We start from the raw sequence: 25,295 nt of genomic DNA on the forward strand, positions 1-25,295 counted from the left end.
CACTCAGGACTTTAGTGCAATTTCTTGCCATTCCTGCACAACATATTTTGGGATTGAAAGATTGATGAAGTGTTGTTTACCTACAGGTATACCAATCAACAATTCTTGAGTTGACAATTGAGGCAAAATATTCTTGAAGTCATACTGAGCGATGGTTGGTGCTGGTCAGGGCAAACGCATCTAAAGTATAAGAATCCTTTAATAGCAAGGGTTTTGGCGTTTTTTAATTTAGCCTATTTTTTCATCAAGATCCTTGCCCAGCAAGGGTTTCAGAAATCCCGTGCGTTCGCCCTGTGGTGCTGGTGCTTCATCTGGGAATATATCGGGAGCAGTTAATACTTGGCCTGTATCTGTAGTAATCTTTAGAGGTAAGGGATGGGGCAATTCCTGAGAACTAGGAAATCCCACCAATCGGAGATTTATTGAAGATATTTTATTGCTATTAGAATTAACTCGCTTAAACAAAATAACTTGCCAATAATTTCCTAATTCATCATTTAATTTTTGCTGTGAGCGATAAAGGATTTCTTCTGGCGTATCTTCTAATTGCATAACAGCAGCAATTACCTGTTGAGATGTGAAGCTTGCTAAACCCAGGTATATATATATTGTTAATATTGCCAGCAATAGGAGCCACCAAAAAATCTTTAGGATGCGGCGTAACATTAGGTTTACCTCGTTGTGCTAATTTATGAACAGAATTCAGGAGTCAGGAGCCAGAATTCAGAATGAATTCTGTACGAAAAAGCGGATAGCCCAGCGTCTCGTAGAGAGCGTCTTGATTCTGACTTCCGAATTCAGAATTCAGAATTCGGAAGTCAGAATTCTTCTTCAAGAACAGTAGCTAAACAAGCCATTGCTGCTTTTCTCTTGCTGTAAGTAGGAAATCAAGCTTGGCGCGATCGCGTTTCATTTCCCCGACGCTCGAACCTTTGTCAAAAAGCGCACCTGTAGGGCAAGCATTAACGCATTTGCCGCAAGAAGTACAAGTATCTGAGGTTCCCCAAGGCTGATTTAAATCAGTGATCACATGAGAATTTGTCCCTCTACCGGCCATATCCCAAGTGTGCGCTCCTTCGATTTCGTCACAAACACGGATGCAACGAGTGCAAAGAACACAACGGTTGTGGTCAACGCCAAAGCGAGCGTGAGAAATATCGACTTTGCGATCGGGGAAATGATAATCTAACCGCACATGATCCATGCCCATCTCAATTGCCAAGTCTTGCAATTCGCAATTACCGTTAGCTACGCAGACCGAGCAAATGTGATTACCTTCAGCAAATAGCATTTCTATAATGGTGCGACGATATTTTTGCAGGCGATCGCTATTTGTTTGGACTTCCATACCCTCAGCAACTTTTGTTACACAAGCAGGTTGGAGTTTATTACTCCCAGCAATTTCTACTAAACAAAGCCGACAAGCGCCAACATCTTCGACTCCTTGCAAGTGGCACAAAGTAGGAATGTGAATCCCTGCATCTTGCACCGCTTGGAGAATAGTTTCTTCCTCACGGGCGCTAATAAGTTTGTCGTTGACTGTTAAAGTTTTGACTGACATTGCCTCTAGCCTCAATCAAAATGAGCCTTTCGCTTCTGAAATGCCCTGAGTCTTGAATTGTAGACAAATAGTTTGAGGAACTTGTGAATAGCTTGGATAGTTTTGTGATCAATTGCTTTCCAAGCTATAGGAATCCGCTTTGATTTTTGTTCGCGCAGCGTGGCAAGGAAAGAAGGGAATAGGCAAGAGGCAATAGGAAAGAAAGCTTTTTGAGTTGTAGGGAGTTTTTTCACGCAATCAAATACGAGTCCTATATCTAGCCTTGAGGTAGCAAAGCAGAAAGTAGCCAGATTTACATATCTGCAACTATTTTGAATTGAATTAAATTATGTCCACTAAGAAATTATTTCCAGGAATTATTCATTAGCGGCACGTTCAAACACTACTGAAAGATTATTGGCTGGCATTTGGTAAATTTGTTTCAAGATGAAATGTTCTGCCCTAGCTGCTGCCACTACATCATCCAAGTTCCGCACGCCCCACTCCTGGTTTTGGGTGTGTAAATATTCGTCAAAAGCTGCATTACTCGCTGCTGTATGTTCTCCACCTTGTTTGAAGGGCCCATATAAATAGAGGATACCTCCTGCTTTTAGGATACGACCTGCCCCTGCCATTAGCCCCAAACAGGCTGACCACGGTGAAATGTGAATCATATTAATATTGACGATCGCAACTATTGGCTCCTTATCAAGCCACTGAGTTACTTCCCCTTTCTCCACTGCCCAAACTGGCTCTCTAACATCTAGCTCAAGCGGTGGATAAACATTATCAGAGGCATTGTGTTCAGTCCATGCACTAATGCTGGCTCGTAACTCTAAATTTGCATCTGTTGGTAGCCACAGGCGAGGACTTAACCTGGATGCAAAAAAGACTGCGTGTTCACCAGTACCACTTGCTATTTCTAAAATAGTGCCACTTTCGGGTAATACCTGCAAAAGTATTTCTAGAATTGCTTCTCGGTTGCGCTCAGTTGCTGGTGCGTATTGTCGTGCGTCTTGTGGTGTCATTCTTATCGTGATATTTTATAATTTTTCTCGCATAGTGCGCTTCCCGATAGTAACAATATAGATGATGTGGCCTATGTCCATTACAGTAATTCTTGACAAAAACGTATCCACAGTTCATGTATTATCACTAGATACGTTCTTTTCGCATTGACGAAACAACTTTGGCAATTACATTTTAAACCTTAAACTTACATACGTGTTTCATGGCTCGCAAAAAATCACTTCCATTACAATCAACTGAAGTAACTCCATTAGCCCTCTCTCAATTACATATCCGCTTGGAGTTTTTAGAAGCAGAACACAAATCGCTACTTAAACAGATTAAGAGAAAGCGAACAGAATTGAATAATTTTGTCGAGCAAATGCGAACTTTTGCCATAGAAATATTTCATCAAGCTAGTCCCCATGTTCAAAAAATGGCTGAGTTAGACCGAGATATCCATGCTCTATTTGATGAAATTTTTACCACTAGAAAGTTTGGCAAACAAACCATCAAAAATATAGAGGCAGTTTACCTTGAACTCCAGTTGACAGGGATTATTAGTCCAAATGCGAATCGCAAACAATTCAATACGGAGTTAAACGAACTATTTAATAATTCCGAATCCGAATCAGATTTTTCAGAGGAAGCGGCTGAAGATAGTCATCAATATTGGCAAGCACAACAGTCTGTGGAATCTCCCTCTGTAGCGAGAACAGAGGATAAGAGAAAAATTCGGGAAACATTTCTCAGATTAGCTGAAATCTTTCACCCTGATAAGACAAGAGACAGCGAGACACAGATATATCATACAGAAATCATGAAATCAATTAATAAAGCTTACCAAGAGGGAGATTTGGCAAGACTTTTAGAAATTGAGCGAATTCAGCAGGTGGGAGAAGTTATTGATCTTAATAACGAGGATGATTTAACTCGCAAATGTCGAACTATAGAGCAGCAAAATCAAATTCTACTCACTCAATATGAAAACTTGAAACTGGAACTACGTTTAGTAAAAAATACTCCAGAAGGAGCTATGGTAAGCGATTCTCGCAAAGCTGCTAAAAAAGGCATTGACTCTATGGCTTTGATGGTAAAAACAATAGAATCTCAAATAAATGTTATTTCTCAAATCCGGGATTTTGTCAAGGACTTTAGAGAGCATAAGATTACTATCAAAGAATTTCTCGGTGGCCCACCAACTCCACACTCCTTAGACGAAGAAATTATGGAAGATATTCTTGAACAGATGTTGTCAGAATTAATGAGATAGTACAGTTTAACTTAACTGACTCCGAAATTTATGAACACTAATAGTTAATAAAACAACGGCAAAACCAAGCAATGCTAGAACATTCAACCACAACACATCTAAGCCAACTCCTTTGAGTAAAATACCTCTAACAATAGTAATGTAATGACGAAGTGGATTAAAGAGAGAGAGAAATTGAAATAAAGGAGGCATGGATTCAATAGGAGATATTGCCCCAGAAGTTTGGATCATTGGTAAATTTATAAAAAAAGATGTGAGTAATACTTGTTGTTGAGAACCGCAAATAGTTGCTAACATAATGCCTAAACTAATTCCCACAAATACATACATACTTGATAAAGCAAGAAAGAGCAGGAAACTCCCACGAAAGGGTAGACTAAATACGACTGTTCCCAAAGTTAAAGCTAGTAGTACATCTCCCATGAGCAGGAATGCTAACGGGATAATTTTAGCTAATAAAATTTCCCAGTTGCTAGAGGGAGTCATTAACAGTTGCTCTAAAGTTCCTGTATCTTTCTCGCGTACAACGGTTACTGCTGATACTAATGTACCGATTAATGTCAGGACTAAACCCATAACTCCTGGTACGAAAAACCAACTACTTGTAAGTCCAGGATTGTAAAGAAAAACGACTTCGGTTGAAACTGGCGGACTGACTTGACCCTGTACCAAACTGAAATTATATTGTTGGATAATCTGATTAACATAGTTAGCAGCAATTCCGGCTGTATTTGCATTCACTCCATCGATAAATACTTGAATTTCTGCTGATTTTTTGGCTAGTTGGCGGGGAAAATTTGGTGGAATTATTAGTCCTACATCTAGCTTACCTTCTTCTACTTGGCGGCTTAAATCTTTTTCACTTGTTGGTACACTTTCTAAGTTAAAAGTGTGATTGGATGTCATTGCTGAAACTAGTTCTCGACTGGCGGAGACATTAGCATAGTCAATTACACCCAGTCGTAAATTATGGACATCCGGGTTAAGTGCAAATCCGTAAAGCAATAATTGTACTGTTGGTGGCACAATTAATAAAACAATCAATTGCCTGTTTCGCAGAATTTGATTAATTTCCTTACGCACTAATGACCACAACGGACTATCAAATAATTGCCAAATATATTTCATATATGATTAAGAGGTTGTTTGAAAAGTGGTTAGCTGTGGTTTTAGGCACTTATTGATCCCCCCTAACCCCCCTTAAAAAAGGGGGGAACCGGAATCAAAGTCACCCTTTTTAAGGGGGATTTAGGGGGATCTAAAACGTTTTGCTAATGACCAATGACTATTGACTAATTTGCATTCGACTTAAAAGCCGACGCGATACGTTGAAAAATACAAATCCCAAAACTGCAAGCATGAGTAAGTCAAACCAAACTCCTGTCCATCCCGTACCACGCACAAAAGCATCACGGGTGATATCAATGAAATAACGGGCAGGAAATACGTTAGGTGTTAGTGAAAGGGGAAAAGGAATATTACTCAGGGGATAAATAAAACCAGATAGCAATAAAGATGTAATAAAACCGACAAGAGAAACAATTTGCACTGCGGAATTTTGGTTACTGCTACGTACCCCTACAAGTAAACCAAAGGAAACACTATCTATTAAAAAGAGTAGAGTTCCTATTAATAAAGTAATCGGGTTATTAATTATGCCGATATGAAAAATTATTGACCCTAATCCCATCACTATTAAAGCTTCTGTAATCGCAATTAGCAGGTAAGCTAGTCCTTTGCCAAGTAACAGTTCGGTTGCACTAATGCTAGAAGCATAGACTTGTAAAATTGTACCTTTTTCTTTTTCACGTACCATTGCGATCGCTGTTAGCAATGAGGGAAAAATCCACAATACTACACCATAGGTTCCTGGTACAATGTACAGCGACTCCAATCTACCAGGGTTAAACCACAAGCGGATTCGTGGTGTAATAATATTTTTATCTGGTAGTAGTCCTTGGTCTTGCATGAAGAAATTAGTGACTCTTTGAATGTTACCTCTAATTACACGAGCATTATTAACATCTGTGGCATCAATTAATACTTGCACCTTTGCATTTCTACCAGCTTGAATATCTCGGCTAAATTGGGGAGGAATAACCACTGCCGCTTTAGCAATACCTCTGTCAATTGCATCCCGTACCGGATTACCACCTGACCATTGCTTAGGTACAAATTGATTGGTAGCATACAACCGCTCAATATAGCTGCTACTCAGGTTTGTGCGGTCAAAATCCTGGACAATCAGGGGAATATCTTTACTTTCTAAACGAATCGCAAACCCAAAAATCAATAGAGTTAAAAATGGCAACAAAAATGCTAAACCTAAAGTTAAGCGATCGCGCCGAAATTGCGCTATCTCCTTCACACATTGGGAAAAAATTCTTTTCATGATTTATTCTCAGTTTTCATGTTCCTAATTCCCTACTGCACGTTCAACGATACCAATAAAAGCATCTTCCAAAGAGAAAGGAATGGGACGCAGAGATTCAATAGTCAGGTGTGCGGATTGTAAAAGCTGAGTTATTTCGGGAATTTCTTTTTCCGGGTGATCAAGAACAACGTGTAAACTATCGGCAAAAATCGAGACACGCCACGAATCAAGATGTTGTTTAAGTATCTTGGAAGCGGCTTGATTTTGGTTAACGATAATTTCTATAAGTTGTCCTGGTTGAGAAGCTTTGATAGAACTAGGTGAACCTTCGGCGGCGATTTCCCCGGCTACCATAAAACTCATACGGTTACACTGTTCAGCTTCTTCTAAATAGTGCGTTGTCACCAAAATAGCTGTACCATTGCGAGCAAAGTCATTAATTAGCTTCCAAAACTGACGACGGGCTAAAGGATCTACCCCGGATGTCGGTTCATCTAGAAATAAAATATCTGGTTCGTGCATTACAGAAGCGCCAAAAGCTACTCGCTGCTTCCAACCACCGGGTAATTGTCCGGTAAGCATCTGTTCTTGTCCCTCTAAGCCACAGGTAGCAATTACCCAATCAATCTTTTCTCGCCTAAGTTTGCGGGGTACGCTGTAAATCCCGCTATAAAATTCTAGGTTTTGCAGAATTGTCAGATCGTCGTAAAGAGTGAATTTCTGGCTCATATAACCGATACGTCGCCGTAAGTCACGACTACGCAGATTTCCTGTTTCACCACCAAGGGAAATGTCACCACCACTAGCTGCTAGTAATCCACACAGCATTTTGATGGTAGTCGTTTTTCCGGCTCCATTCGCACCTAAAAGCCCGAATATTTCGCCATAGCGGACTTCGACATTAACGTTTTTGACTGCTTGGAAGTTACCAAATACACGGTTGAGATTGTGGGCGTAAATAGCGATTTGAGAGGAAGAAGGTGACAGGTGATAGGTAACAGGTGACAGTGTAGAAGAATTTTCTCTTATTTCTTCCTTCTTCCTTTCTTTTCTTTTCCCTCTGTCACCTGTTACCTCTTCCCTGTAACCTTCTTTCTTATTTCCCCCACGAGAACGAGGAAAGGACAAAAATGCTGGTGCTGAACCTTGTTGTCGGAGACGGGTGACAAAGACGTTTTCTAAGGTGGGTTCGCCACGTTCAATACTGGGGTGATGCTGTTGTAGTAGTTGATTTACCTGGGTTTCACCAAGAGTTACATCTTGAACGAGAACATCCAAGCGATCGCCAAATGTCTGCACATCGACTATATTTGTTTGCACATTCTCCAAGAGAATTTTCTCGGCTATCTCTAGATTTGCTGTTCTGACTTCTAGGCGATGTAAGCCTAAATTGGCGCGTAATGCTGCGGGTGTACCAATTTCGTGAATTTGACCGCTATACATTAATGCCACGCGATCGCAGCGTTCGGCTTCATCTAGATAAGGTGTGGCGACAACAATGGTCATCCCATCGGCAGAAAGTTCTGCTAATACATCCCAAAATTCCCGTCGGGAAACTGGATCAACCCCTGTGGTAGGTTCATCTAATAACAGCACTTCCGGCTGGGAAACCAAGGCACAACACAGCGCCAGCTTTTGTTTCATTCCGCCGGAAAGTTGACCCGCCAAGCGATCGCCAAACTGTTCCAAACTCATTAATTTTAAGTATTTCTGGCGGCGTTCCCGCAATAAATTATCACTCACTTGGCGCAATCCCGCCGCATAACGCAAGTTTTCATCAATACTGAGATCCAAGTACAAGGAAAACTGTTGTGTGAGATATCCCGTCCTTAAACGTGCGTCTCTTGCCGGCTGACCAAATACTTGCACTTCTCCCGCCGTCGCTTCCATTACCCCACCTAAGATGTGAAAGGTAGTAGTTTTACCTGCACCATCAGGGCCAATTAACCCAAACATCTCACCCTGATTGACAGTAAAATCAATTCCCCGGACAGCGATTAGTTGTCCATAATGTTTATGTAAATTACTAACTTTAATAGTAGTGGTTGAGTGATTAGATAATTGCAGTGGTTTAGGAGTTGATAATTTCATTTGCTGACCTCTTTACCCTGCAACGCAATCTCTGCATCTGCTGGCATTCCAATTTTGGCACAGGGCAAATCTGAACCAGAGTAGGGATTTTCTGGGTTAAAGCAGCCAGGAGGGTTTTGTAACAGAATACGCACGCCTACTACTTGCCTAACCCGATCTTTTTGGAAGTAGATATTCTCTGGGGTAAAAGAGGCTTGAGGATCAACAGAAATAACTTTGCCCATAAGGGGTTTTTCCGGCGCAGAATCAAGAAAAATTTTGGTGGTTTGTCCTAAGCGCACTTTACCAATATCACCTTCGGGAATAAAACCCCGCAAATACACTGTATTAGGGTCAACTACTGTCAAAATTTTAGTTTGACTACTCACTACAGTCCCGATCTCTGCACTGCGGGCAGTTACTACCCCATCTAAAGGACTAACAACATTTAAATCTTTTTTCGAATCTTCTATTTGGGTCAGAATTTGCTGTTTTGATGCTAAGGCATCTTTTACTTTGGCGTGAGCAGATTTTACCTTTGCTTGGGCAGATTTTAGTTGAGCAAAACTCTGATCTTTTTTTCTGTTTAATGCTTCTATTTGGGCATTGCGAATACCAGGATTGAAACTTGTAGTTTTAGCTTGGGTTAATGCCCCAACAACAGCGCGTAATTGTTCTTGTCCAGCATTTACTGCTGCTTTTCGTGCTTCTAACGTGGCTACTGCTGTGTCAAAGGTAGTTTGTGCTTGGTCAAATTGTTGTTGATTAATAGCACCTTCTGTTACGAGTTTGGCATAGCGATCGCGATTCATTTTCGCTAATTTTACTTCTGCTAGTGCCTGCTTTGTCTGTGCCTGCGCTTGTAATAATTGTGCCTTGGCTGTTGCTACGTTAGATACTGCCTGTTGAACTCGTCCTTGGGTATCTCCTTGGGATTGGTGATAATTAAGTTTTGCTTCACTGATTTGGCTATCAATTTGTTCAATCCCACTTTCTACTTGAGTAGCATCGGAAATTGCTTGCTGTTCATCAGATTGAGCAGATGCAACCCTAGCCTCAGCACCCCGCAGTTGTTCTTTTAGCAGTTGGTCGTTACTGTCATCCAACTTGATTAATTCTTGCCCCTTTTTTACTGCTGCCCCTTCCCGGACTGCAATTGAAACAATTCTTCCCGAACGCTTCACCCCAATTTCAGTTTCGTAACCCTCAATCCTTCCACTCAATTTCAGTATATTTCCTGCTACTTGCCGTTGACTATGCCATAGAAAATAACTAATACCACTTACGATAATCACCAATCCTAACAACAAAATCGGTTTCTTCCGTTTCTGCTTAGATGCTGGCACTGGAACATTTATAATCCCTTCTGGAGATGTCGAGGCAGTCTGAGACATGGTAACAGCCTATATTTTTATCATTAAATATTTACTGGAACTATCATACTAGACTGTATGGTATGATTCTCCAAGAGACAAGAAATATGTAAAAAAATTTACGTCAAGTATGCCCAAAACCTCTGGTTCCCAACCTGAAACTTTATCTCGTTTAAGAGCTTTGACTCAAAAACAGGAGCAAATTTTGCGAGGAGCCATGCAGGTATTCTTGAGGGATGGCTATGCTGGAACCAGTATGGATCGGGTAAGTGCGGAAGCTGGAGTATCTAAGCAGACAATATACAGTCACTTTCAAGATAAAGAAAGATTATTTAAGGCGTTGATCGAAAGGGTAACAATTGCTAGCTTTCAGGGAATTTTTTGTACAGAAGATTTGTATGGTGAGCCAGCGATATTATTGCGTGAAATTGCTGAAGCCTATCTGATAAAAGTTGCCGATAATCCTGACTACTTAGGACTATTCCGCTTGATTATCACCGAGTCGCAACGCTTTCCAGAATTGGCAAAATTATATACTCAAACCGTGATTCAACGGGGACGGCTATTACTGAGCCAGTATTTAGCTTCTCACCCAGAATTAGGCATTACTGACCCAGAAGCAACAGCGCAAATCTTTTTTGGCTCACTGGTATCCTATGTGATGGTACAGGAAATGCTCTATGGCAAAGAAATGATGCCGCTGTCACGCGATCGCATTTTAGATAGTTTAATGAGTTTGGTACTCGCCCATACAAGCAAAGATCACTAAAAGAATTGAAATTGAACTTAGTTTTGAAGTGGCGCAGTCAGTTCAATAAAGAAAAGTGGGAGCGCAGGGATAACCATTTGGGTACAAGAAAGTAAAGCTTAGTGTTAAAGTAGATCCCCTTTAACAGCTATTATTCGGTTTACCGAACCGAGAAATGCGAGTAACCCGTAATATGTTTTTTACTGCCTAATCTGGTGCGGAAATCATCCATTGTTTGGTGAGAATAACCGAATTTACAAACTTGTTATTTCTCAATATTATGGAAATCAAAGCAAGGATTTAAATCCAAAGTTGGTTGAGTCAAAAACTACTACTGATACAAGGGATAAATTAATATGTTATTTCGTTACAACTCTGCACAAGATTTCAACACTTTAGAAAGTTACATCAACGGTCTATTGGGAGACACTAAAGTCCCATCTGCACAGTTTGAAAAAGGCTCTGTCAAAGTTCCGGCTGCTGAACTGCAAGAAACTGATGATGCAATTTATCTGAAGCTAGAACTGCCAGGGCTGGAAGCTAAAGACCTAGATATTCAAGTTACAGAAGATACTGTTCACATTAGCGGTGAACGCAAGTCTGAAACCAAAACCCAAAACAATAGCACTACCAAGAGCGAATTCTACTATGGTAAATTCCAACGTGTAATTCCTCTATCTGCTCGGGTTCAAAATACTAATGTCACCGCAGATTATAAAAACGGTATTTTGAATTTGACACTGCCCAAGTCCGAGCGAGAAAAGAACAAAGCTGTCAAGATTAATCTAGAGCAAACTGCTGTTTAATTGATATTGAGGAAACTACTCTATCTCCAATAATTGATTGAGATAGCTAAAAGCCCAGTTAAAATATGACTGGGCTTTTTTATGGAAAAAAAGTCTGGATTTGATTTTTGTTCGCGCAGCCTGGCGTAGCCATTGAATGAAATCAGATTAAATGTAAAGAATATTTACACAATTAATCTTATTAAATTTAACAGGCTCAAGACCAGCACAACTTAGGGCAAGCGCAGTTTCAGCACCGCCAATTCCAGCATAGATAATAATTACTTTTTTCATAAGTTACCTGTTTATCAACAGACTTTCCCTTATACTTTTTTGTTTCATTTTTTGGGAAAACTCCTCAGTTAACAGTAAACCTATAGCCATAACAAATTCAGATGCACTACCAGCAAGTGTACCTACTGTATCTGATGGCAAAGCATTACCAAAAAAGGAAAGCAATGTTCCTAAAAATAACCAAGGCCATTTCAGTCGGAACCAAATACCAATGCCAATTAGTAGGACAAATATATTAACTACAATCGTGATAATTGGCGGGCCACTCAAGTTGGCAACATGATAGCGTAGAATTCCCGCAAACTCTATTGGAACTAGTTCCAACCCTATATAATGGGTGGCAATATCTATCGCTGCAAGTCCCAATGCAACGATCGCAGATAAAACCCGCATTACTCCATTGGCCCAACCAGCTCCGGCACGGTGAGCGAGTTCAACACCAATCACAATGAATAGCGGTACAACTAAATAATGTAATAGAAAGCGCAGCATACTGAGAGTTTTCAAAAGCTCTCCTGCACCAATCAGACTTCCTATTGAAAGAATGAGATTGTCATAGCTAATGCTCAATAGCACTATAGGCAACACTATCATTGCGAAGCTGGTTGATTGCTGCCACAGACGAATTGCCCAGCCTATTAACACCCATTCGATCAAGGCAAGACTTAGATGTGTTAGGGGATAAATTATTGACATAAGTAATGTATTCATATAGCTTCATATATTCAAAGCACAAATATTGAGTTCTGAAGCTGATTAAAGATAATTTGTACCTGGAATAAAAGCTAGAGCCACTTATTCACAAGATTTGTGGCTGTAATTACGCTTGAAACTGGTTATTTTGTTGAACCTGTAATTTTTAATGCTAATTAGAGAAAAGATTGCCTCCATCGCTGTGCTTCAAAGCTACGATATCAACTAAAAAATTTATTTAATAGTACCCTTGAGGGTACTATTAAGTTGAGTTTTATTTCATGACAGCTTCGATTTTTCTCTTTTCTCTACAAAAAGCTTTCTTACGAAACGCTATATATGCGCTTGAATGCAGTTGTTATACCAATTTAATATGAAGTTGCACATATCTTGATCCCCCTAAATCCCCCTTAAAAAGCAGGGTGGATTAATTGTCGAGAGAGAAAATATAACATAGAAGGATGATTCCTTAAGAAAAAGACTAAAACCAGAGGAAAGTTAGGAATGAATTTAATATCGTGAAGTACGCTCTTTGCGACTAACAGATGATACTTGGAAGGCTCTTGATATTGCTTCGGAATGCTTAGGCTTAACCCGTGCTGACTATTTAGAACACATTGTTAGGCATAACACCAGCCCTTGTATTACACGGGAGAGGGATTTGCATCAGACATCTGATAGTGCAAACGTAAAAGATTCTGTTGGGTTGCTAACGGTAAGAGAACTTGAAATTTTACGTGACCATGTTTTGTTTGAACTGAAGTTAGGTAAGCAAGCTACTGGGTATAAAACTGCTCAGAAGGTTCTCAACCGTTTCATTGCTGAACTAATCGGTTCAGTTTAGCTGTTTGGGGAATTCGCCAACGGTATCCGGTGGGCGGGTACGCCATCGCACTGTAAACCTTGACACTCCTTAAGGGAGTTGTTAGGCGATCGCAAATAAACGCAAATAAACCAGTAAGGGATCTGCGGGTTAATAGTATCCCAACTAGACGGGTTTCGACTGCGCTCAACCCTCAGCCATCGAGAGTTGAGCGCAGTCGAAACTCGGTTTACTGGTACTTTATTTTTACGCAAGTCCCTAATCTGTTTTCAGATAGCAGTTTCCACAGGTTATTAAAGGACATATCGCTCAGTTACTCCCACCCACCATGTATACATAGGAACCCAAATTCTCATCATCCGTACCAATAATCACACCGCCTTCTGCACCGGGAACAAGTTCCATACCTTCAATTTTGTGATAATCAGAGCGGTAAAGAGGAACAAGTTGAGAATTTTGCTGCCATACAATTTTGTGATCACGCAATCCCAGATAACCAGCGACATACACAGCTGACTGAAATGGGCCATCGTCTCCGGCATCATTTGCTGAGGTGATGTACACAATTCCTACAGGGTCTACCTTAATGTCTGATATATGACGTACATTGCCAGATGGAAACGGTACTTTCAGATTGGCAGAACCTGCGAGATTAATTTGATATTTAGCCAAGTCAAACACTCCCCAAAATATAGTTGCTGGTTGTTCATCTTCGCCTCGATGTGCCCAAATAGCAACTAATTTTCCGTCTATATTTTGTAATCCAAATCCTTCAAAATTATTTCCTTGAATAATTTCTGGTAGATTGAATTCTTTGAGAACCAAGATAGTTTGATTGGCAGGGTTTAACCTGATAAAATAAGCTTTGCCAGAACTGCTTAAAGCGATAAAAGAGAATTTTGTTTTCTCAGGAATAGATGTTAAAGCTTCTAAGTCGATGGGCAATTCTATGTTACTTGGCCACTTTAATGGGAAATATTCAAGTTGGTTTTTTCCTTTAATACTAATAATTGCTAAACGGGTTTGATTGGGTTTTTTGTTGTCATGGACGATCAGAAAATCTAGGGTATTGCTTTGCTGCTTTATCAAAGCCATACCACTGATCCCGAAAGGGATACCACCGCGAACTGGTCGCCAATCTTGCGCCCAAACTTGCACAGATATGAGTAACAATGCACTCAAGACTACTATATTTATAATTAACTTGAGAAACCGAGGCATATTAAAAGGGATTGGGCATGGGGTATTGAGCATTGGGTGTGGGGTTAAAAAAACTCTTCCCACTCGCTACACTCCGTAATAGAAGTGTGTTGGTCGATGCCCAATCATATCAAATCCGAAAAATTTTCACCTGCACAAGCAAGTAGTATTCTATCCCTATATTTAGCAGTGTGATTACGTATTTAGTTGGCTTCCGATAGTACTTTCTGTAAAGAAACCAATAATTCGTTGACAGTATAGGGCTTGACCAAAAATGTATTGACACCAATAGCAGCTACTGAACTGAGCTTATTTTCAGACATAAGTCCACTGCTGGCAATAATTCTGACTTTGGGGTTAATTTTTTGCAGGGTACGGATGGCAGTTAAACCATCGAGTGAAGGTAGCATAATATCCATCAGTACGGCACTAATTTTATCCCGGTTTTGAGCGTATACCGCGATCGCTTCAATGCCATCATTGGCAATTAGGGTTTTGTAGTTATGAGTTTCCAGTGATGTTTTGGTAATCTCTTGAATGGCAACTTCATCATCCACAATCAAAATCAATTCTCCATGTCCCGTCTGTGGTGGCAATTCTTCGGGAGTAAATGTTTCCATTCCCTCCACTGCTGGCAAGTAAACCTTAAAGCTAGTGCCACTTCCCACTTCGCTATAGACATTCACAAAACCACCGTGGCTTTTAATAATTCCCAGCACGGTGGAAAGTCCTAACCCTGTGCCTTTTCCAACATCTTTTGTGGTAAAGAATGGCTCGAAAATTCTATCTAAGATTTCTTTAGGAATCCCAACTCCCGTATCGGAGACAGTAATTACTATGTAAGGCCCCTCTTTGGCTTCCAGGTTCATGCGGGCATAATTTTCATCAATCAACAGATTTTCAGCAATAATACTCAAATTACCGCCATTTGGCATTGCATCGCGGGCATTAACGCAGAGGTTCATCAATACTTGGTGTAGTTGGGTGCTATCTCCAGAAACCATCCATAAATCTTGCAGGACATCAGTGCTGATTTGTATGGATCTGGGAAATGTCTCTTTAAGAATCTTGGCAACTTCCACAATCAGATGTCTGAGTTGCAAAGTGATACGCTTTCCTTCTACACCCCGTGCAAAGGACAGCACCTGTTTGACTAAATCAGCCCCGCGTCTAGCGTTGATTTCCAAAATTTCCAGTAGATGGCGAGTCCGCTCATCTGCATCGGGAAATTTGAGTGGTAAGAGTTGCGCTCCTGCCAAAATCGGTGTCAGGATATTGTTGAGGTCGTGAGCAATGCCACTAGCTAGAGTGCCAATACTTTCCAAGCGTTGGGCGCGAAATAATTGGGCTTCTAGATGTTTTTTATCGGTAATATCTGTGTCCACGGTGAGAATCGCTTTAGGTTTTCCTTGTTCGCTGCACACCAAACTCCAGCGACTCGCAACAAGGATTTCTTTACCCATTTTAGTCAGTTTAGTTAACTCGCCCTGCCACTTACCTTTACTAGTAGCTTGTAAAAGAGCCGCTTCGATTTCTGGTGAAGGTTCGTCAAACAAAAGCTCAGTAGCATTTTTGCCCCAAGCTTCTGTAGCTTTCCAGCCGTAAAGTGTTTCTGCGCCTTTGTTCCAGAAAATAATTTGATTGTTTAAATCTCGCACGCAAATGGCATCTGTGGTGACATCTAGTAATGCTGCTTGTTCGCGGATTTTTTCTTCTGCCAATTTGCGTTCGCGTAGCGCAGCTTGTCGTTCGCTAATATCAATACTGGCGCATGTCACGCCGAGAATTTCTTGCGACTCATTCCGCAATGGCTCAACTGTCAAATCGTAATATCGAGTTATATCTTTGATTGTAATTGATACTTCCTCTCGCGTTCCTATACCAGTGGTTAGCACCCCACGTTTAATTGTGGTAAGACGTTGAGCATCTTCACCTGGGATAATATCCAAGTCTTGTTTCCCTAATATTTCCTCAACTGTCAATCCAGATGGCGGATTATAAACCCAGGTGTAGCGTAAATCTATATCTTGGTTGTAGACAAAGATGGGAGAGTTTTTGAGGGCCACCCGAAATCGCTCCTCACTATGGCGCAATGCGTCGTCTGCCCGTTGACGTTCGATGGCATAACGCATGGAACGTACCAGCAAGTCGCCAGTTACTTGCCCTTTCACCAAATAATCCTGCGCTCCTTCTTGCATCGCCCTAATTGCTAGGGTTTCATCATTTATACCCGTCAGCACAATTATGGGAGTAGCTTTAGCCTGATGGTGAGCGATGACAAAGGTTTCTAGCCCCTGGCTATCTGGCAGCGAGAGGTCTAGTAGAATCACATCAAAAATTTCCTTTGCTAAGTAGTTAATTGCTTCCGAAAGCCGCTCAACGGGCATCAAATCAACTACAACTGTGGTAACTTCCTTTAAAAGCTCCTGTAATAAAAAAACATCACCAGGGTTATCTTCTACTAACAAGACTTTAATATTTTTACCTGCCATTTCCACTACTCCGGTGGCAGTTTTACGATCGCAAACCAAAAATTTTCTATTGATTGTACAATTTTAACGAATTGATCGAAATCTACTGGCTTAGTTATATAACAGTTTGCACATAAATTATATGCTTTGAGGATGTCTTCTTCAGCTTGGGAAGTCGTCAGAATTACCACAGGAATTCGCTTGAGCTTTTCATCTCCTTTGATTTCTGCCAGTACCTCCCGCCCATCTTTTCTGGGGAGATTTAAATCGAGCAACACAATATCGGGATGGACTGCCTTAACATATTTTTCTTGTTTTCGCAAGAATGCCATCGCCTCCACACCATCTTCGACGACGTTGAGGTTAATCGAGATTTTACTATCTTCTAGGGCGATGCGTGTAAGTTGGGCATCGCCAGGATTGTCCTCTACTAACAAAACCTCAATAGGCATAATCGCTGTTATAACGCTCACGATTGCTTACCTGCTCTATCTGGAATTGTGAAGTAGAAAGTCGAGCCTTGACCCGGTTTCGATTCAACCCAGATCCTGCCGCCGTGACGTTCTATAATTTTTTTACAAATTGCCAGACCAATTCCAGTACCAGGATACTTGTCTCTACCGTGCAAGCGCTGAAAAATTATAAAAATACGTTCTGCATACTGGGATTCCAAACCAATCCCATTATCACGTATCGAGAATAACCATTCATCTGCCAATGGTATAGAATTTAAACTTTCTTCGTCTGAGTTTGGATTTGGCTTGGCTACCCCAATGTGAATTTGTGGCTGCTGATTCTGGCAAAATTTGATCGCGTTGCCAATCAGGTTTTGAAATACTTGTGTGAGTTGGGTAGTATCAGCCATCACTTCAGGAAGAGAATCGTAAGTGACAATTGCCTGACTATCTGCGATCGCAATTTGGAGATTAGCGATCGCCCGTTGTAAGATTACATCACAATCAACTAATTTAAAGGGCTGTCCACGGGTGCTGACGCGGGAATAGTTCAACAAATCGTTGATTAGGGTCTGCATTCGCCGCGCCCCATCTACTGCGTAGGTGATAAACTGATCGGCATTGGCATCAAGTTGATTTTTGTATCTTCGCTCTAGTAGCTGTAAATAACTTGTTACCATCCGTAACGGCTCTTGTAAGTCATGGGAAGCCACATAAGCAAACTGTTCCAATTCCGCATTAGAACGGACTAGTTCTTGGCTTTGCTGGGTTTCTTTTTCTAATAGTTGCGCTTGAGATAAAGCAATGCCAATTTGGTTGGCTAATTGCTGTAACAACTCCGTCTCAAAGTTATTCCACTTTCGAGGTGCGGCACACTGATGAGCCAGCAACAAGCCCCAAATGCCATCTCTGACGAGAATTGGTACTACGAGATTAGCTCTGACAGCAAACTGCTGAAGAAATTCTCGATGGCATGGTTGAATGTAAGCAGTTTCAATGTCTTCCATAGCACTGACTCTGCCCTGGCGATATCTTTCTATGTATTCTTCTTTAAAGCAGGGGTCAAAAAGATTTTTTCTCAGAATTACAGGCCAACCAGGTAGCACCGCCTCTTGTACTACTGTTCCCGAACCATCAGCTTCCAGTCGAAAAATTAAAACTCGGTCAGCGTTTAATAATTTTTGTACCTCTGTCACTGTGGTTTCGAGAATTTCATCTATTTGTAAAGATTCTCGAATTTTCAGGGTGATTTCTGCAAATAATTGCGATCGCAAATTCTGCCGCTTTAATTCTTCATCTGCCTGCTTGCGATCTGTGATATCTGTATAAGAACCCACCATGCGAACTATATCACCCAATGCGTCCCAAAGTGCTTGTCCTCGATCTAGAATCCATTTATAGCTGCCGTCTTGGCACTGGACTCGATATTCACAGACATAAAACGGTGTTTTCTTGGCAAAGTGGTCTTGGAAGGCTTGAAGTACCCAATCTCGCTCATCGGGGTGGATTCGTTTTATCCATTCGTCCCAACCGTTGGAAACTTCGTGGTCTTTATAACCGAGTATTTCCTTCCACCGAGTTGAGAAGAACACTTCATTAGTCTTAAGGTTCCAATCCCAAATGCCATCATTATTACCATGTAATGCTAATTGCCAACGTTCTTCACTTTCTCGTAGTGCTTCTACTGTTCGCCGCCGTTCAGTAATGTCTTGAAAATAAATAGACAAGCCGTCTTTTGCAGGATAGGCATGGACTTGAAGCCAGCAGTTTAGTGGTGGATAAAACTCCTCAAATTCCACACTCACCTGTTCTAAGATTGCCCTGTGATACTCACGGTAAAATGTTGTGCCGATGATTTCTGGAAACACTTCCCAGATGTTTTTACCCAGAAGCTCATTTTGTTTTTTTCGCAACAGCCGTTCTGCTTGACCATTAATGTAGGTGAATCGCGACTTTTTATCCAGGGCAAAAAACCCATCAGTGATGCTTTCAAGAAGATTATGAATGCGGGTTCTCGCCGCTTCAGACTGGACGCGGGCTGCTTGCTCCTGTGCCATGAGCTTTTCAGTAACTTCAGATACTTCAGTTACATAACGCCTAAGTTCTAGTTGGTCGATTACCAAGCGACTCAGAGCCACAAGCGCCTCTACTTGTTTTTGGCTCAATTCTTTTGGAACTTGGTCAATTACACACAGAGTTCCCAGCATATCTCCCTTGGGAGTAATTAAGGGTACACCTGCATAAAACCGTATGTATGGATAGCCAGTTACTACCGGATTATTTGCTAATTTTTCGTCAGCTAGGGTATCAGGAACCACCACAACGTTACGCCGCTCTTGACAAAGGTAAGATAACCCAATACTCCGAGGCATTTCTGATACATCTAAACCTACTTTTGCCTTAAACCATTGACGGTTTTCATCAATAAAATTTACCAAAGAGATAGAAGTACCACAAATAGATGCTGCTAACTGAGCAAGATTGTCGTAAGCTTCTTCGGGTTCAGTGTCAAGAATTTGATACTGGCGGAGGGCTTCTAGCCGCGCTATTTCTGTATCAATTTGTCCAGCTTTCATTAATTTTTATGAAAAATCTAAATGTAATATTTCAGTCAACAGGATGACTGTCTCAAGAGTAGCTTAACTTTTGTTAACAATTATTAGTCATTTCCCCGCCTTTGGCTGTTCAGGGAATTCTGTTTCAATTTTGTCGTACTTCTACGGCAGGCGGGTACGCCATCGCACTAATCCTAGTGTAAACAAATTTTCTCCGTATTTGACATACTCCCTGGCGTGTTCGCCCTTGGCGTTCCCGTTCGCGCAGCGTCTCCATCAGGAGAAGGGTACGCACTCTTAAGAAGGAGTAATGAGTAATAAGTAATAAGTAAATACCCATTTTTCATCCACTCATTACTCATTACTCCTTACTCATTACTTTAAAGCATTGCGTGAAGCACGGGGTTTCAGACCCATATTTTTGATGACAGCCTTAGCCAGTTAGCTTTAATTGCGCCGACCAACTTAACTGTTAAACCTCTACCAAAACAGCTTCCCGCAGCTTGGCAATTACATCACTCACATTACCTGTGTTCATACGGTAACTCAGAGGATGGGCAATCAACCGCGCCGTGCTTTCATACAGGGTAGCGATTTCAATTAAACCATTTTCGCGCATAGTCCGTCCTGTAGAAACCAAATCCACGATCGCTTCTGACATTCCAGTAATCGGGCCTAATTCCACTGAACCATACAACGGTACGATTTCCACGGGTAAATCTAGACTGTGAAAATATTCACGAGCGCAATTCACATATTTTGAAGCAACTCTACCATGCGGTGGTAAATCTAAAGGCGATCGGTAAGAACTTGATGCTTGTACCGCCACTGACATCCGACAATACCCAAACTGCAAATCTACCAAGTGGGCAACTTGCGGCTGCTTCTCCCGCAGCACATCGTAACCAACAACACCCAGTTGTGCTTGACCATATTCCACATAAACAGGCACATCCTGCGCCCTCACCAACAAAGCTTTTGCAATTCCCTTAGTATCAGGAATTTGAAGTTGGCGAGTTCCTGAATCTAAAAAAGCGCTAAAATCTAATCCCACAGATTGTAGCAAGCGGATGCTATTTTTAAGGAGTTCCCCTTTTGGCAATGCAACAGTCAGCATTCTTTTTCTTAATATCCTTGGCGATCCAGCAGTTGAATAATATCTCTATATGCTTACCACAGCAGCATGAGAATTTTATTAGTTGATGATGAAGTTGAACTAACTGAACCCTTGAGTCGCTTGTTGACTCGTGAGGGTTATATTGTTGATGCCGCTTTCGATGGCACAATTGGCAGCGAATATGCACAAGTAGGCAGTTATGACCTACTAATTTTAGATTGGATGCTGCCAGGAAAAACGGGGTTAGAGATTTGTCAGCAATTGCGACGACAAGGCAAAACCACTCCCGTGTTGTTTCTCACAGCTAAAGATACTCTCGATGACCGCGTACAAGGTTTAGATGCTGGCGCTGATGACTATTTAGTTAAACCTTTTGAACTACGGGAGTTACTAGCTAGAGTCCGGGCTTTATTGCGTCGTTCTGGTTCCCAAACCTATGAAACCACCACCGGACGTTTAACCGTCGCTGATTTAGAACTAGATTGTGAAAATCAAGTCGCCTATCGCCAAGGACGAATAATTGAGCTATCGCAAAAAGAAAGCCAGTTGCTGCAATATTTTATGGAACACACTGGACAACTAATGACTCATGCCCAAATTATGGAAAATTTATGGCAAGAGGAAGAACAACCCAGTAGTAATGTGATTGCAGCATTAATTCGTTTGCTGCGTCGTAAGATTGAGGTAGGTAGAGAAACTGCACTGATTCACACAGTCTACGGCAAAGGCTATCGTTTCGGTGCTTCCTCTGTGGAGTCTGTTTAGCCTGGATTTCTCACAAGTGAGAAATCCAAGGGGTGTGGGAGGTGTGGGAGGTGTGGGAGGATGGGGAAGAAATCTGACCCCGCACACTCCCCACACTCCCCACACTCCCCACACTCCCCACACTCCCCTTCCCTTGCAGGGAAGGGGCTGGGGGTTAGGTCTGTATTTAACTCAACCCAGAAGCGCTATAACTTAGTAGGAAAATCATAGTTTTGCCAAGATTTCTTCCCACTCAGAGGGCGATAGGGGTTGTAACTCTATCTGCATATTAAAACAATCACTAGCTGCGGTGATTAAATCTGCAATAATCTTTTCCACACTCAGACTTTGAGGTAGTTGTACAGTCGTAAAAGATTCTGCACCAAATACTTGAGCAAACAGTTCAGCATCGGGTTGCAAACGGATGGAACCATGTTGCAAAATTGCTCCACTACGTCGCAGTTGAGCGCTACCAATGAGTTTGGCACCATCTGGCAAAACTAAATCTGCACTGGTTGCTGTGCCAAAACAGTTAGGGTTGTGGATGTAACCTCGCCCTTCTTTACCGTAATGTAATTCTACGCCGAGCGATCGCCATCCTTGAATCAAAAACTCACAAATTTTTTCATACACCTGGAGGCGATTACCCATAATTCCAGATGTGATTACGGCGTAAGTTAAATCACCTTGGTGTAATACGGCCCGTCCACCAGTAGGACGTTGCACTAAATCCAATTTCTGCCCTTCCCAAGTCAAATTTTGCCAATATTCAGGGTATTGGCGTTGATGATAGCCAAGAGAAATGGCAGATGGCGACCAGGTATAAAAGCGCAGAGTTGACGGATGCTTTCCAGACTGGTGCTGTTCTAGTAACCAGTTGTCAATGGCCATTTGCACATTACCAGCCGCCTCTAGCAAAGGAATTAGTCGCCACACCTGCTTGCTATACATCTAATACAGTATTAGCCCAATCCAAAATCCAAAATTCCTTAAGTTGCACCAAATTCAGTTTGTAAGGCTTCATCGTTGTTATCAGCGATTGTTGCCACAATGGTAATCAACCGAGACACTTCGCCGGGAGATAACTCCGCTAAGGTGCGTGTTGAGATCACAACCACTCTGTTTTCTATAATACCAAAACGCGCTTCAAAAGTGCTGGAGCAGTTCAACTCCAACAGATAACGCAGCAATCTGGGTTCATCTTTAGCAGGTAAATTTAGCACCGCAGACCAAACCGTTATGGTGTCTTCATCGGTTGTACCGTTGAGTTGGACATATACCTGCACACTTCCATACTTAAACTTCCAGAGATAGCCACCCTCTGGAGTATGGCTAACCATCGCACTATCATCTTGTTCTAAAGAGTCGATGACATTTTCAATCACCTCCAGATGGTTAATGCCTGTCGTCTCGGCGATTAGCTCATTAATGGATTCGTCACTAGTTACGGTTTCTTGGTAGCTTGCCATACAGATTTTTTTCTCGATATACTCGCTGTTTCATCTACACATACTTTATAACTTGTGGAGGCAGTTAGTTTGAGCTTCCTTTTGGGTCTACTTTCCAAATAGCTTGGAATATAGCAAGAATTTTTTCACCTTGGAACTGGTACTTGATTAATTACCGACGCAATTACCGCATCCATTTGTAAACCATCCAGCATTGCTTCTGGTTTCAAAATGAGGCGATGACGCAGCAATGGCGATGCAACTGCTTTTACATCATCTGGCGTGACAAAATCTCTGCCAGCTAACCACGCTAATGCTTGAGATGTCTGCAACCAAGCACCGGCGGCGCGAGGTGATGCACCCAAAGTTAAATCGGGATATTGACGCGATATTCTCACCAAGGCTAACAAATAATCAACGATCGCTTCTGATACTTTAACTTCTTTAACTGCTTGTCGTGCTTGTAAAATGTCGGCTACTGTTGCGATTGGTTTCAAACGGCTAATATCCAAACGCCTTGCTGAAAACCCAGCCTGACGATTGAGTAACATTTGCTTTTCCGCAGCTTGATCTGGGTAATCTACCACTAACTTAAATAAAAATCTATCTAATTGCGCTTCTGGTAAGGGATAAGTCCCCTCAAATTCCAGGGGGTTTTGGGTTGCAATCACCCAAAATAAATCTGGTAAGGGCAAACTTTCACCATCCAGCGTTACCTGCATCTCTTCCATCGCTTCCAGCAATGCTGCTTGTGTCTTGGGAGGAGTACGGTTGATTTCGTCTGCTAACAGTACTTCGGTAAATATTGGCCCTTTTTTCAAAGTGAAATTGCGGCTATTCAAGTCAAAAATATTTGTCCCAGTAATATCTGAAGGTAAAACATCTGGTGTTAGTTGAATTCGGCGAAAATCTCCTTGAATTAACTGCGCTAATACTTTTACCAGGAGAGTTTTACCAGTTCCCGGTACTCCTTCTAAAATTACGTGCCCACCCGCTAGTAGTGCTACTAAAAGTTGTTGTATTAGGCTCGATTGCCCAACAACTACTTGATTAAGACCTTGACCAAGGCGAATTAAGATAGGATGAGTTTCGCTCATTTTTTTGCTTATAAATAATTTACTCAGAAGTACTCAGGCACAGAAATATTATGCACAGTTTCAAAAAAAGAATTACGAATTACGAATTTTCCTAATGCTTCGCCATTTGCCCAACCAGCTTAACAGTTCTCGTTCACTGATGGGTTGTTTGTGGGATTGTAGCTTTAAAACTACATCCAGTTCTGCTGCACTTGTGCCTGTTTTTTCTTTCCAGAAATTGATTAAGGCTTGACGTTCTAAAAGTACTTGTCCTAATCCCAAGGCTTTTTGTAGTTGGAGTTGTTCTTGTTTACCCACCATCTCGACAACAAAGTCGGTGGTATCAGCTTTCTGCAAGACTCCCGCTAAAGCTTGGATATATGCTTCGCTATTATCCGTCACTGGTGTATCTAAAGCCACTGGCTTCCCAAAGCGGCGATTCTGGGCCCAAGTTAGCACCAATAGCAGAATACTTACCTGCACTAATATTGGAAATAAAGGAGTTTTAGCAAAAAAGCTAGATAAATTACCTTCGCTTTCTTTTTTTCTGACATCAGCATCTTTATAACCGTGGATGTATTCATCAACAAATACTGTGTTACTATTTTCGGTTACTAAACTAGCTAAATACTTGAAATTACTTAAATAATCTTGGTAAGCGTTGGCAGCCAAATAAGGAGTAGTAGAAAAAATTACCTTTCCCTGGTTGTAAGTTTTTTCCCAGACAACAGCACCAAAGCGATCGCCTAAATCAACTTGCTTGGAGTTAGCTTTCTGATATCGTCTACGTGTATCAATTTTGATATCGCCTTGAGGAGATTTTTGCATAGTGCTAAACTCTACTTCTGTAACCCGCGCCCCCGCACCCAAAATTACCAAAGTATTCCCTTTTTCTACCCATTCCCGCTCTTGACCATTCAATGCTGTCTCCCTTGGATAGGCGCTTACCTGTAGAAAGGTAACTGGGCTATTTTCTGGCTGAATATCACTAAAAGGTTTTTGCCAACGCTTGATAGAAATTCCTTTCTGTTGCATAAAAGCATACCAAGCACCATATCCATCAGAGGCGCGGTTATAAGTAGAGCCAGTGCTAATTTTTGTATTATTGGGAGCCACTAACAAAGTAAGCAAAACGATCGCAGCTAGTGCGATCGCTCCCATCCAAGCAAGGCGATTTGAACGTTTCATTTTCGACTTTCACAATAATCACTTTGTTTCTGTATCACAAGTGTTAATACTTACTTATTT

The 25,295-nt window shown here is 41.4% G+C and carries 23 protein-coding genes and 1 pseudogene; 5 read left to right on the top strand and 19 right to left on the bottom strand.

The genetic code is table 11. From position 1 onward, the window contains the following. Positions 1 to 3: 3 nt before the first annotated feature. The 3 genes and pseudogenes from FD724_RS10285 to FD724_RS10295 form a co-directional block, all read right to left on the bottom strand. A pseudogene (locus tag FD724_RS10285) lies at positions 4 to 666 on the bottom strand (DUF3122 domain-containing protein). Between the two features lie 178 nt (positions 667 to 844). Next, positions 845 to 1,561, bottom strand: a complete 717-nt coding sequence (hoxU, locus tag FD724_RS10290) for a bidirectional hydrogenase complex protein HoxU (protein WP_179072549.1) — start codon at positions 1,559 to 1,561, stop codon at positions 845 to 847. A gap of 356 nt (positions 1,562 to 1,917) precedes the next feature. Then, positions 1,918 to 2,568, bottom strand: a complete 651-nt coding sequence (locus tag FD724_RS10295) for a DUF938 domain-containing protein (protein WP_179072550.1) — start codon at positions 2,566 to 2,568, stop codon at positions 1,918 to 1,920. 203 nt (positions 2,569 to 2,771) lie between these two features. Between FD724_RS10295 and FD724_RS10300 the strand changes: the two genes are divergently transcribed. After that, complete coding sequence (locus FD724_RS10300; RefSeq protein ID WP_179072551.1) at positions 2,772 to 3,821, top strand: J domain-containing protein; 1,050 nt, start codon at positions 2,772 to 2,774, stop codon at positions 3,819 to 3,821. A gap of 6 nt (positions 3,822 to 3,827) precedes the next feature. On the opposite strand, the gene FD724_RS10305 is transcribed toward FD724_RS10300, so the two are convergent. The 4 genes from FD724_RS10305 to FD724_RS10320 all read right to left on the bottom strand — a co-directional run bounded on the left by FD724_RS10305 (position 3,828) and on the right by FD724_RS10320 (position 9,659). Next, positions 3,828 to 4,949 carry an ABC transporter permease gene (locus FD724_RS10305; RefSeq protein WP_179072552.1) on the bottom strand — a complete coding sequence of 374 codons (1,122 nt, stop codon included), beginning with the start codon at positions 4,947 to 4,949 and terminating at the stop codon, positions 3,828 to 3,830. Between the two features lie 157 nt (positions 4,950 to 5,106). Next, complete coding sequence (locus FD724_RS10310; RefSeq protein ID WP_179072553.1) at positions 5,107 to 6,213, bottom strand: ABC transporter permease; 1,107 nt, start codon at positions 6,211 to 6,213, stop codon at positions 5,107 to 5,109. Between the two features lie 24 nt (positions 6,214 to 6,237). Beyond that, positions 6,238 to 8,286 (bottom strand): ATP-binding cassette domain-containing protein, encoded by a 2,049-nt coding sequence (locus FD724_RS10315; protein ID WP_179072554.1) that lies wholly within the window; start codon positions 8,284 to 8,286, stop codon positions 6,238 to 6,240. Continuing rightward, complete coding sequence (locus FD724_RS10320) at positions 8,283 to 9,659, bottom strand: HlyD family secretion protein (protein WP_179072555.1); 1,377 nt, start codon at positions 9,657 to 9,659, stop codon at positions 8,283 to 8,285. The genes FD724_RS10315 and FD724_RS10320 overlap by 4 nt, the downstream gene beginning before the upstream one ends. A 109-nt stretch (positions 9,660 to 9,768) precedes the next feature. On the opposite strand from FD724_RS10320, the gene FD724_RS10325 reads away from it, so the two are divergent. Continuing rightward, complete coding sequence (locus FD724_RS10325; protein WP_179072556.1) at positions 9,769 to 10,407, top strand: TetR/AcrR family transcriptional regulator; 639 nt, start codon at positions 9,769 to 9,771, stop codon at positions 10,405 to 10,407. A gap of 335 nt (positions 10,408 to 10,742) precedes the next feature. Then, positions 10,743 to 11,192 (top strand): Hsp20/alpha crystallin family protein, encoded by a 450-nt coding sequence (locus FD724_RS10330; RefSeq protein WP_179072557.1) that lies wholly within the window; start codon positions 10,743 to 10,745, stop codon positions 11,190 to 11,192. Between the two features lie 147 nt (positions 11,193 to 11,339). Here the strand turns inward: FD724_RS10330 and FD724_RS40770 are convergent, their stop codons facing one another. After that, positions 11,340 to 11,465: a hypothetical protein gene (locus tag FD724_RS40770; RefSeq protein WP_256874519.1), complete on the bottom strand. Its 126-nt coding sequence runs from the start codon at positions 11,463 to 11,465 to the stop codon at positions 11,340 to 11,342. A gap of 3 nt (positions 11,466 to 11,468) precedes the next feature. Beyond that, positions 11,469 to 12,176 carry a hypothetical protein gene (locus FD724_RS10335; RefSeq protein ID WP_242060622.1) on the bottom strand — a complete coding sequence of 236 codons (708 nt, stop codon included), beginning with the start codon at positions 12,174 to 12,176 and terminating at the stop codon, positions 11,469 to 11,471. Positions 12,177 to 12,690: 514 nt separating this feature from the next. Here FD724_RS10335 and FD724_RS10340 point away from each other — a divergent pair. After that, positions 12,691 to 13,002 (top strand): hypothetical protein, encoded by a 312-nt coding sequence (locus FD724_RS10340; protein ID WP_306297086.1) that lies wholly within the window; start codon positions 12,691 to 12,693, stop codon positions 13,000 to 13,002. On the opposite strand, the gene FD724_RS10345 is transcribed toward FD724_RS10340, so the two are convergent. The 6 genes from FD724_RS10345 to hisG form a co-directional block, all read right to left on the bottom strand. After that, the gene (locus FD724_RS10345) at positions 12,999 to 13,235 is read right to left on the bottom strand and encodes a hypothetical protein (protein ID WP_179072558.1); all 237 of its coding nucleotides are present in this window, start codon (positions 13,233 to 13,235) and stop codon (positions 12,999 to 13,001) included. The genes FD724_RS10340 and FD724_RS10345 overlap by 4 nt on opposite strands. Positions 13,236 to 13,290: 55 nt before the next feature. Then, entirely contained in the window at positions 13,291 to 14,202 is a 912-nt protein-coding gene (locus FD724_RS10350) for a hypothetical protein (RefSeq protein WP_179075470.1), read from the bottom strand. A gap of 182 nt (positions 14,203 to 14,384) precedes the next feature. Then, on the bottom strand, positions 14,385 to 16,673 hold the full coding sequence (locus FD724_RS10355; RefSeq protein ID WP_179075471.1) for a response regulator: 2,289 nt from the start codon (positions 16,671 to 16,673) through the stop codon (positions 14,385 to 14,387). 5 nt (positions 16,674 to 16,678) lie between these two features. After that, on the bottom strand, positions 16,679 to 17,104 hold the full coding sequence (locus FD724_RS10360) for a response regulator (RefSeq protein ID WP_175586658.1): 426 nt from the start codon (positions 17,102 to 17,104) through the stop codon (positions 16,679 to 16,681). 17 nt (positions 17,105 to 17,121) lie between these two features. Then, entirely contained in the window at positions 17,122 to 19,683 is a 2,562-nt protein-coding gene (locus FD724_RS10365) for a GAF domain-containing protein (protein ID WP_179072559.1), read from the bottom strand. Positions 19,684 to 20,134: 451 nt separating this feature from the next. Continuing rightward, positions 20,135 to 20,779, bottom strand: coding sequence for an ATP phosphoribosyltransferase (hisG, locus tag FD724_RS10370; protein WP_179072560.1), 645 nt, complete (start codon positions 20,777 to 20,779; stop codon positions 20,135 to 20,137). A gap of 66 nt (positions 20,780 to 20,845) precedes the next feature. Here hisG and rppA point away from each other — a divergent pair, with 66 nt between their 5' ends. Next, entirely contained in the window at positions 20,846 to 21,544 is a 699-nt protein-coding gene (gene rppA, locus FD724_RS10375) for a two-component system response regulator RppA (RefSeq protein WP_179072561.1), read from the top strand. A 204-nt stretch (positions 21,545 to 21,748) separates the two neighbouring features. On the opposite strand, the gene FD724_RS10380 is transcribed toward rppA, so the two are convergent. The 4 genes from FD724_RS10380 to FD724_RS10395 form a co-directional block, all read right to left on the bottom strand. Further along, complete coding sequence (locus tag FD724_RS10380; protein ID WP_179072562.1) at positions 21,749 to 22,474, bottom strand: biotin/lipoate A/B protein ligase family protein; 726 nt, start codon at positions 22,472 to 22,474, stop codon at positions 21,749 to 21,751. Positions 22,475 to 22,512: 38 nt separating this feature from the next. Beyond that, positions 22,513 to 22,992, bottom strand: a complete 480-nt coding sequence (locus tag FD724_RS10385; RefSeq protein ID WP_114082430.1) for a YbjN domain-containing protein — start codon at positions 22,990 to 22,992, stop codon at positions 22,513 to 22,515. Positions 22,993 to 23,117: 125 nt separating this feature from the next. Continuing rightward, positions 23,118 to 24,068 carry a MoxR family ATPase gene (locus FD724_RS10390; RefSeq protein WP_114082403.1) on the bottom strand — a complete coding sequence of 317 codons (951 nt, stop codon included), beginning with the start codon at positions 24,066 to 24,068 and terminating at the stop codon, positions 23,118 to 23,120. Positions 24,069 to 24,140: 72 nt separating this feature from the next. Next, complete coding sequence (locus FD724_RS10395; protein ID WP_179072563.1) at positions 24,141 to 25,235, bottom strand: DUF4350 domain-containing protein; 1,095 nt, start codon at positions 25,233 to 25,235, stop codon at positions 24,141 to 24,143. Positions 25,236 to 25,295 lie beyond the last annotated feature (60 nt).

The organism is Nostoc sp. C057 (assembly GCF_013393925.1).
In the GTDB taxonomy this organism is placed as follows: Bacteria; Cyanobacteriota; Cyanobacteriia; order Cyanobacteriales; family Nostocaceae; genus Nostoc; species Nostoc muscorum_A.

Coding starts and splice junctions, on each gene's coding strand:
- FD724_RS10330 (WP_179072557.1), top strand. CDS start 10,743: ATGTTATTTCGTTACAACTCTGCACAAGATTTCAACACTTTAGAAAGT.
- FD724_RS10350 (WP_179075470.1), bottom strand. CDS start 14,202: ATGCCTCGGTTTCTCAAGTTAATTATAAATATAGTAGTCTTGAGTGCA.
- FD724_RS10335 (WP_242060622.1), bottom strand. CDS start 12,176: ATGAATACATTACTTATGTCAATAATTTATCCCCTAACACATCTAAGT.
- FD724_RS10360 (WP_175586658.1), bottom strand. CDS start 17,104: ATGCCTATTGAGGTTTTGTTAGTAGAGGACAATCCTGGCGATGCCCAA.
- FD724_RS10315 (WP_179072554.1), bottom strand. CDS start 8,286: ATGAAATTATCAACTCCTAAACCACTGCAATTATCTAATCACTCAACC.
- FD724_RS40770 (WP_256874519.1), bottom strand. CDS start 11,465: ATGAAAAAAGTAATTATTATCTATGCTGGAATTGGCGGTGCTGAAACT.
- FD724_RS10325 (WP_179072556.1), top strand. CDS start 9,769: ATGCCCAAAACCTCTGGTTCCCAACCTGAAACTTTATCTCGTTTAAGA.
- rppA (WP_179072561.1), top strand. CDS start 20,846: ATGAGAATTTTATTAGTTGATGATGAAGTTGAACTAACTGAACCCTTG.
- FD724_RS10365 (WP_179072559.1), bottom strand. CDS start 19,683: ATGAAAGCTGGACAAATTGATACAGAAATAGCGCGGCTAGAAGCCCTC.
- FD724_RS10385 (WP_114082430.1), bottom strand. CDS start 22,992: ATGGCAAGCTACCAAGAAACCGTAACTAGTGACGAATCCATTAATGAG.
- FD724_RS10390 (WP_114082403.1), bottom strand. CDS start 24,068: ATGAGCGAAACTCATCCTATCTTAATTCGCCTTGGTCAAGGTCTTAAT.
- FD724_RS10395 (WP_179072563.1), bottom strand. CDS start 25,235: ATGAAACGTTCAAATCGCCTTGCTTGGATGGGAGCGATCGCACTAGCT.
- FD724_RS10355 (WP_179075471.1), bottom strand. CDS start 16,673: ATGGCAGGTAAAAATATTAAAGTCTTGTTAGTAGAAGATAACCCTGGT.
- FD724_RS10320 (WP_179072555.1), bottom strand. CDS start 9,659: ATGTCTCAGACTGCCTCGACATCTCCAGAAGGGATTATAAATGTTCCA.
- FD724_RS10310 (WP_179072553.1), bottom strand. CDS start 6,213: ATGAAAAGAATTTTTTCCCAATGTGTGAAGGAGATAGCGCAATTTCGG.
- hisG (WP_179072560.1), bottom strand. CDS start 20,779: ATGCTGACTGTTGCATTGCCAAAAGGGGAACTCCTTAAAAATAGCATC.
- hoxU (WP_179072549.1), bottom strand. CDS start 1,561: ATGTCAGTCAAAACTTTAACAGTCAACGACAAACTTATTAGCGCCCGT.
- FD724_RS10295 (WP_179072550.1), bottom strand. CDS start 2,568: ATGACACCACAAGACGCACGACAATACGCACCAGCAACTGAGCGCAAC.
- FD724_RS10300 (WP_179072551.1), top strand. CDS start 2,772: ATGGCTCGCAAAAAATCACTTCCATTACAATCAACTGAAGTAACTCCA.
- FD724_RS10380 (WP_179072562.1), bottom strand. CDS start 22,474: ATGTATAGCAAGCAGGTGTGGCGACTAATTCCTTTGCTAGAGGCGGCT.
- FD724_RS10305 (WP_179072552.1), bottom strand. CDS start 4,949: ATGAAATATATTTGGCAATTATTTGATAGTCCGTTGTGGTCATTAGTG.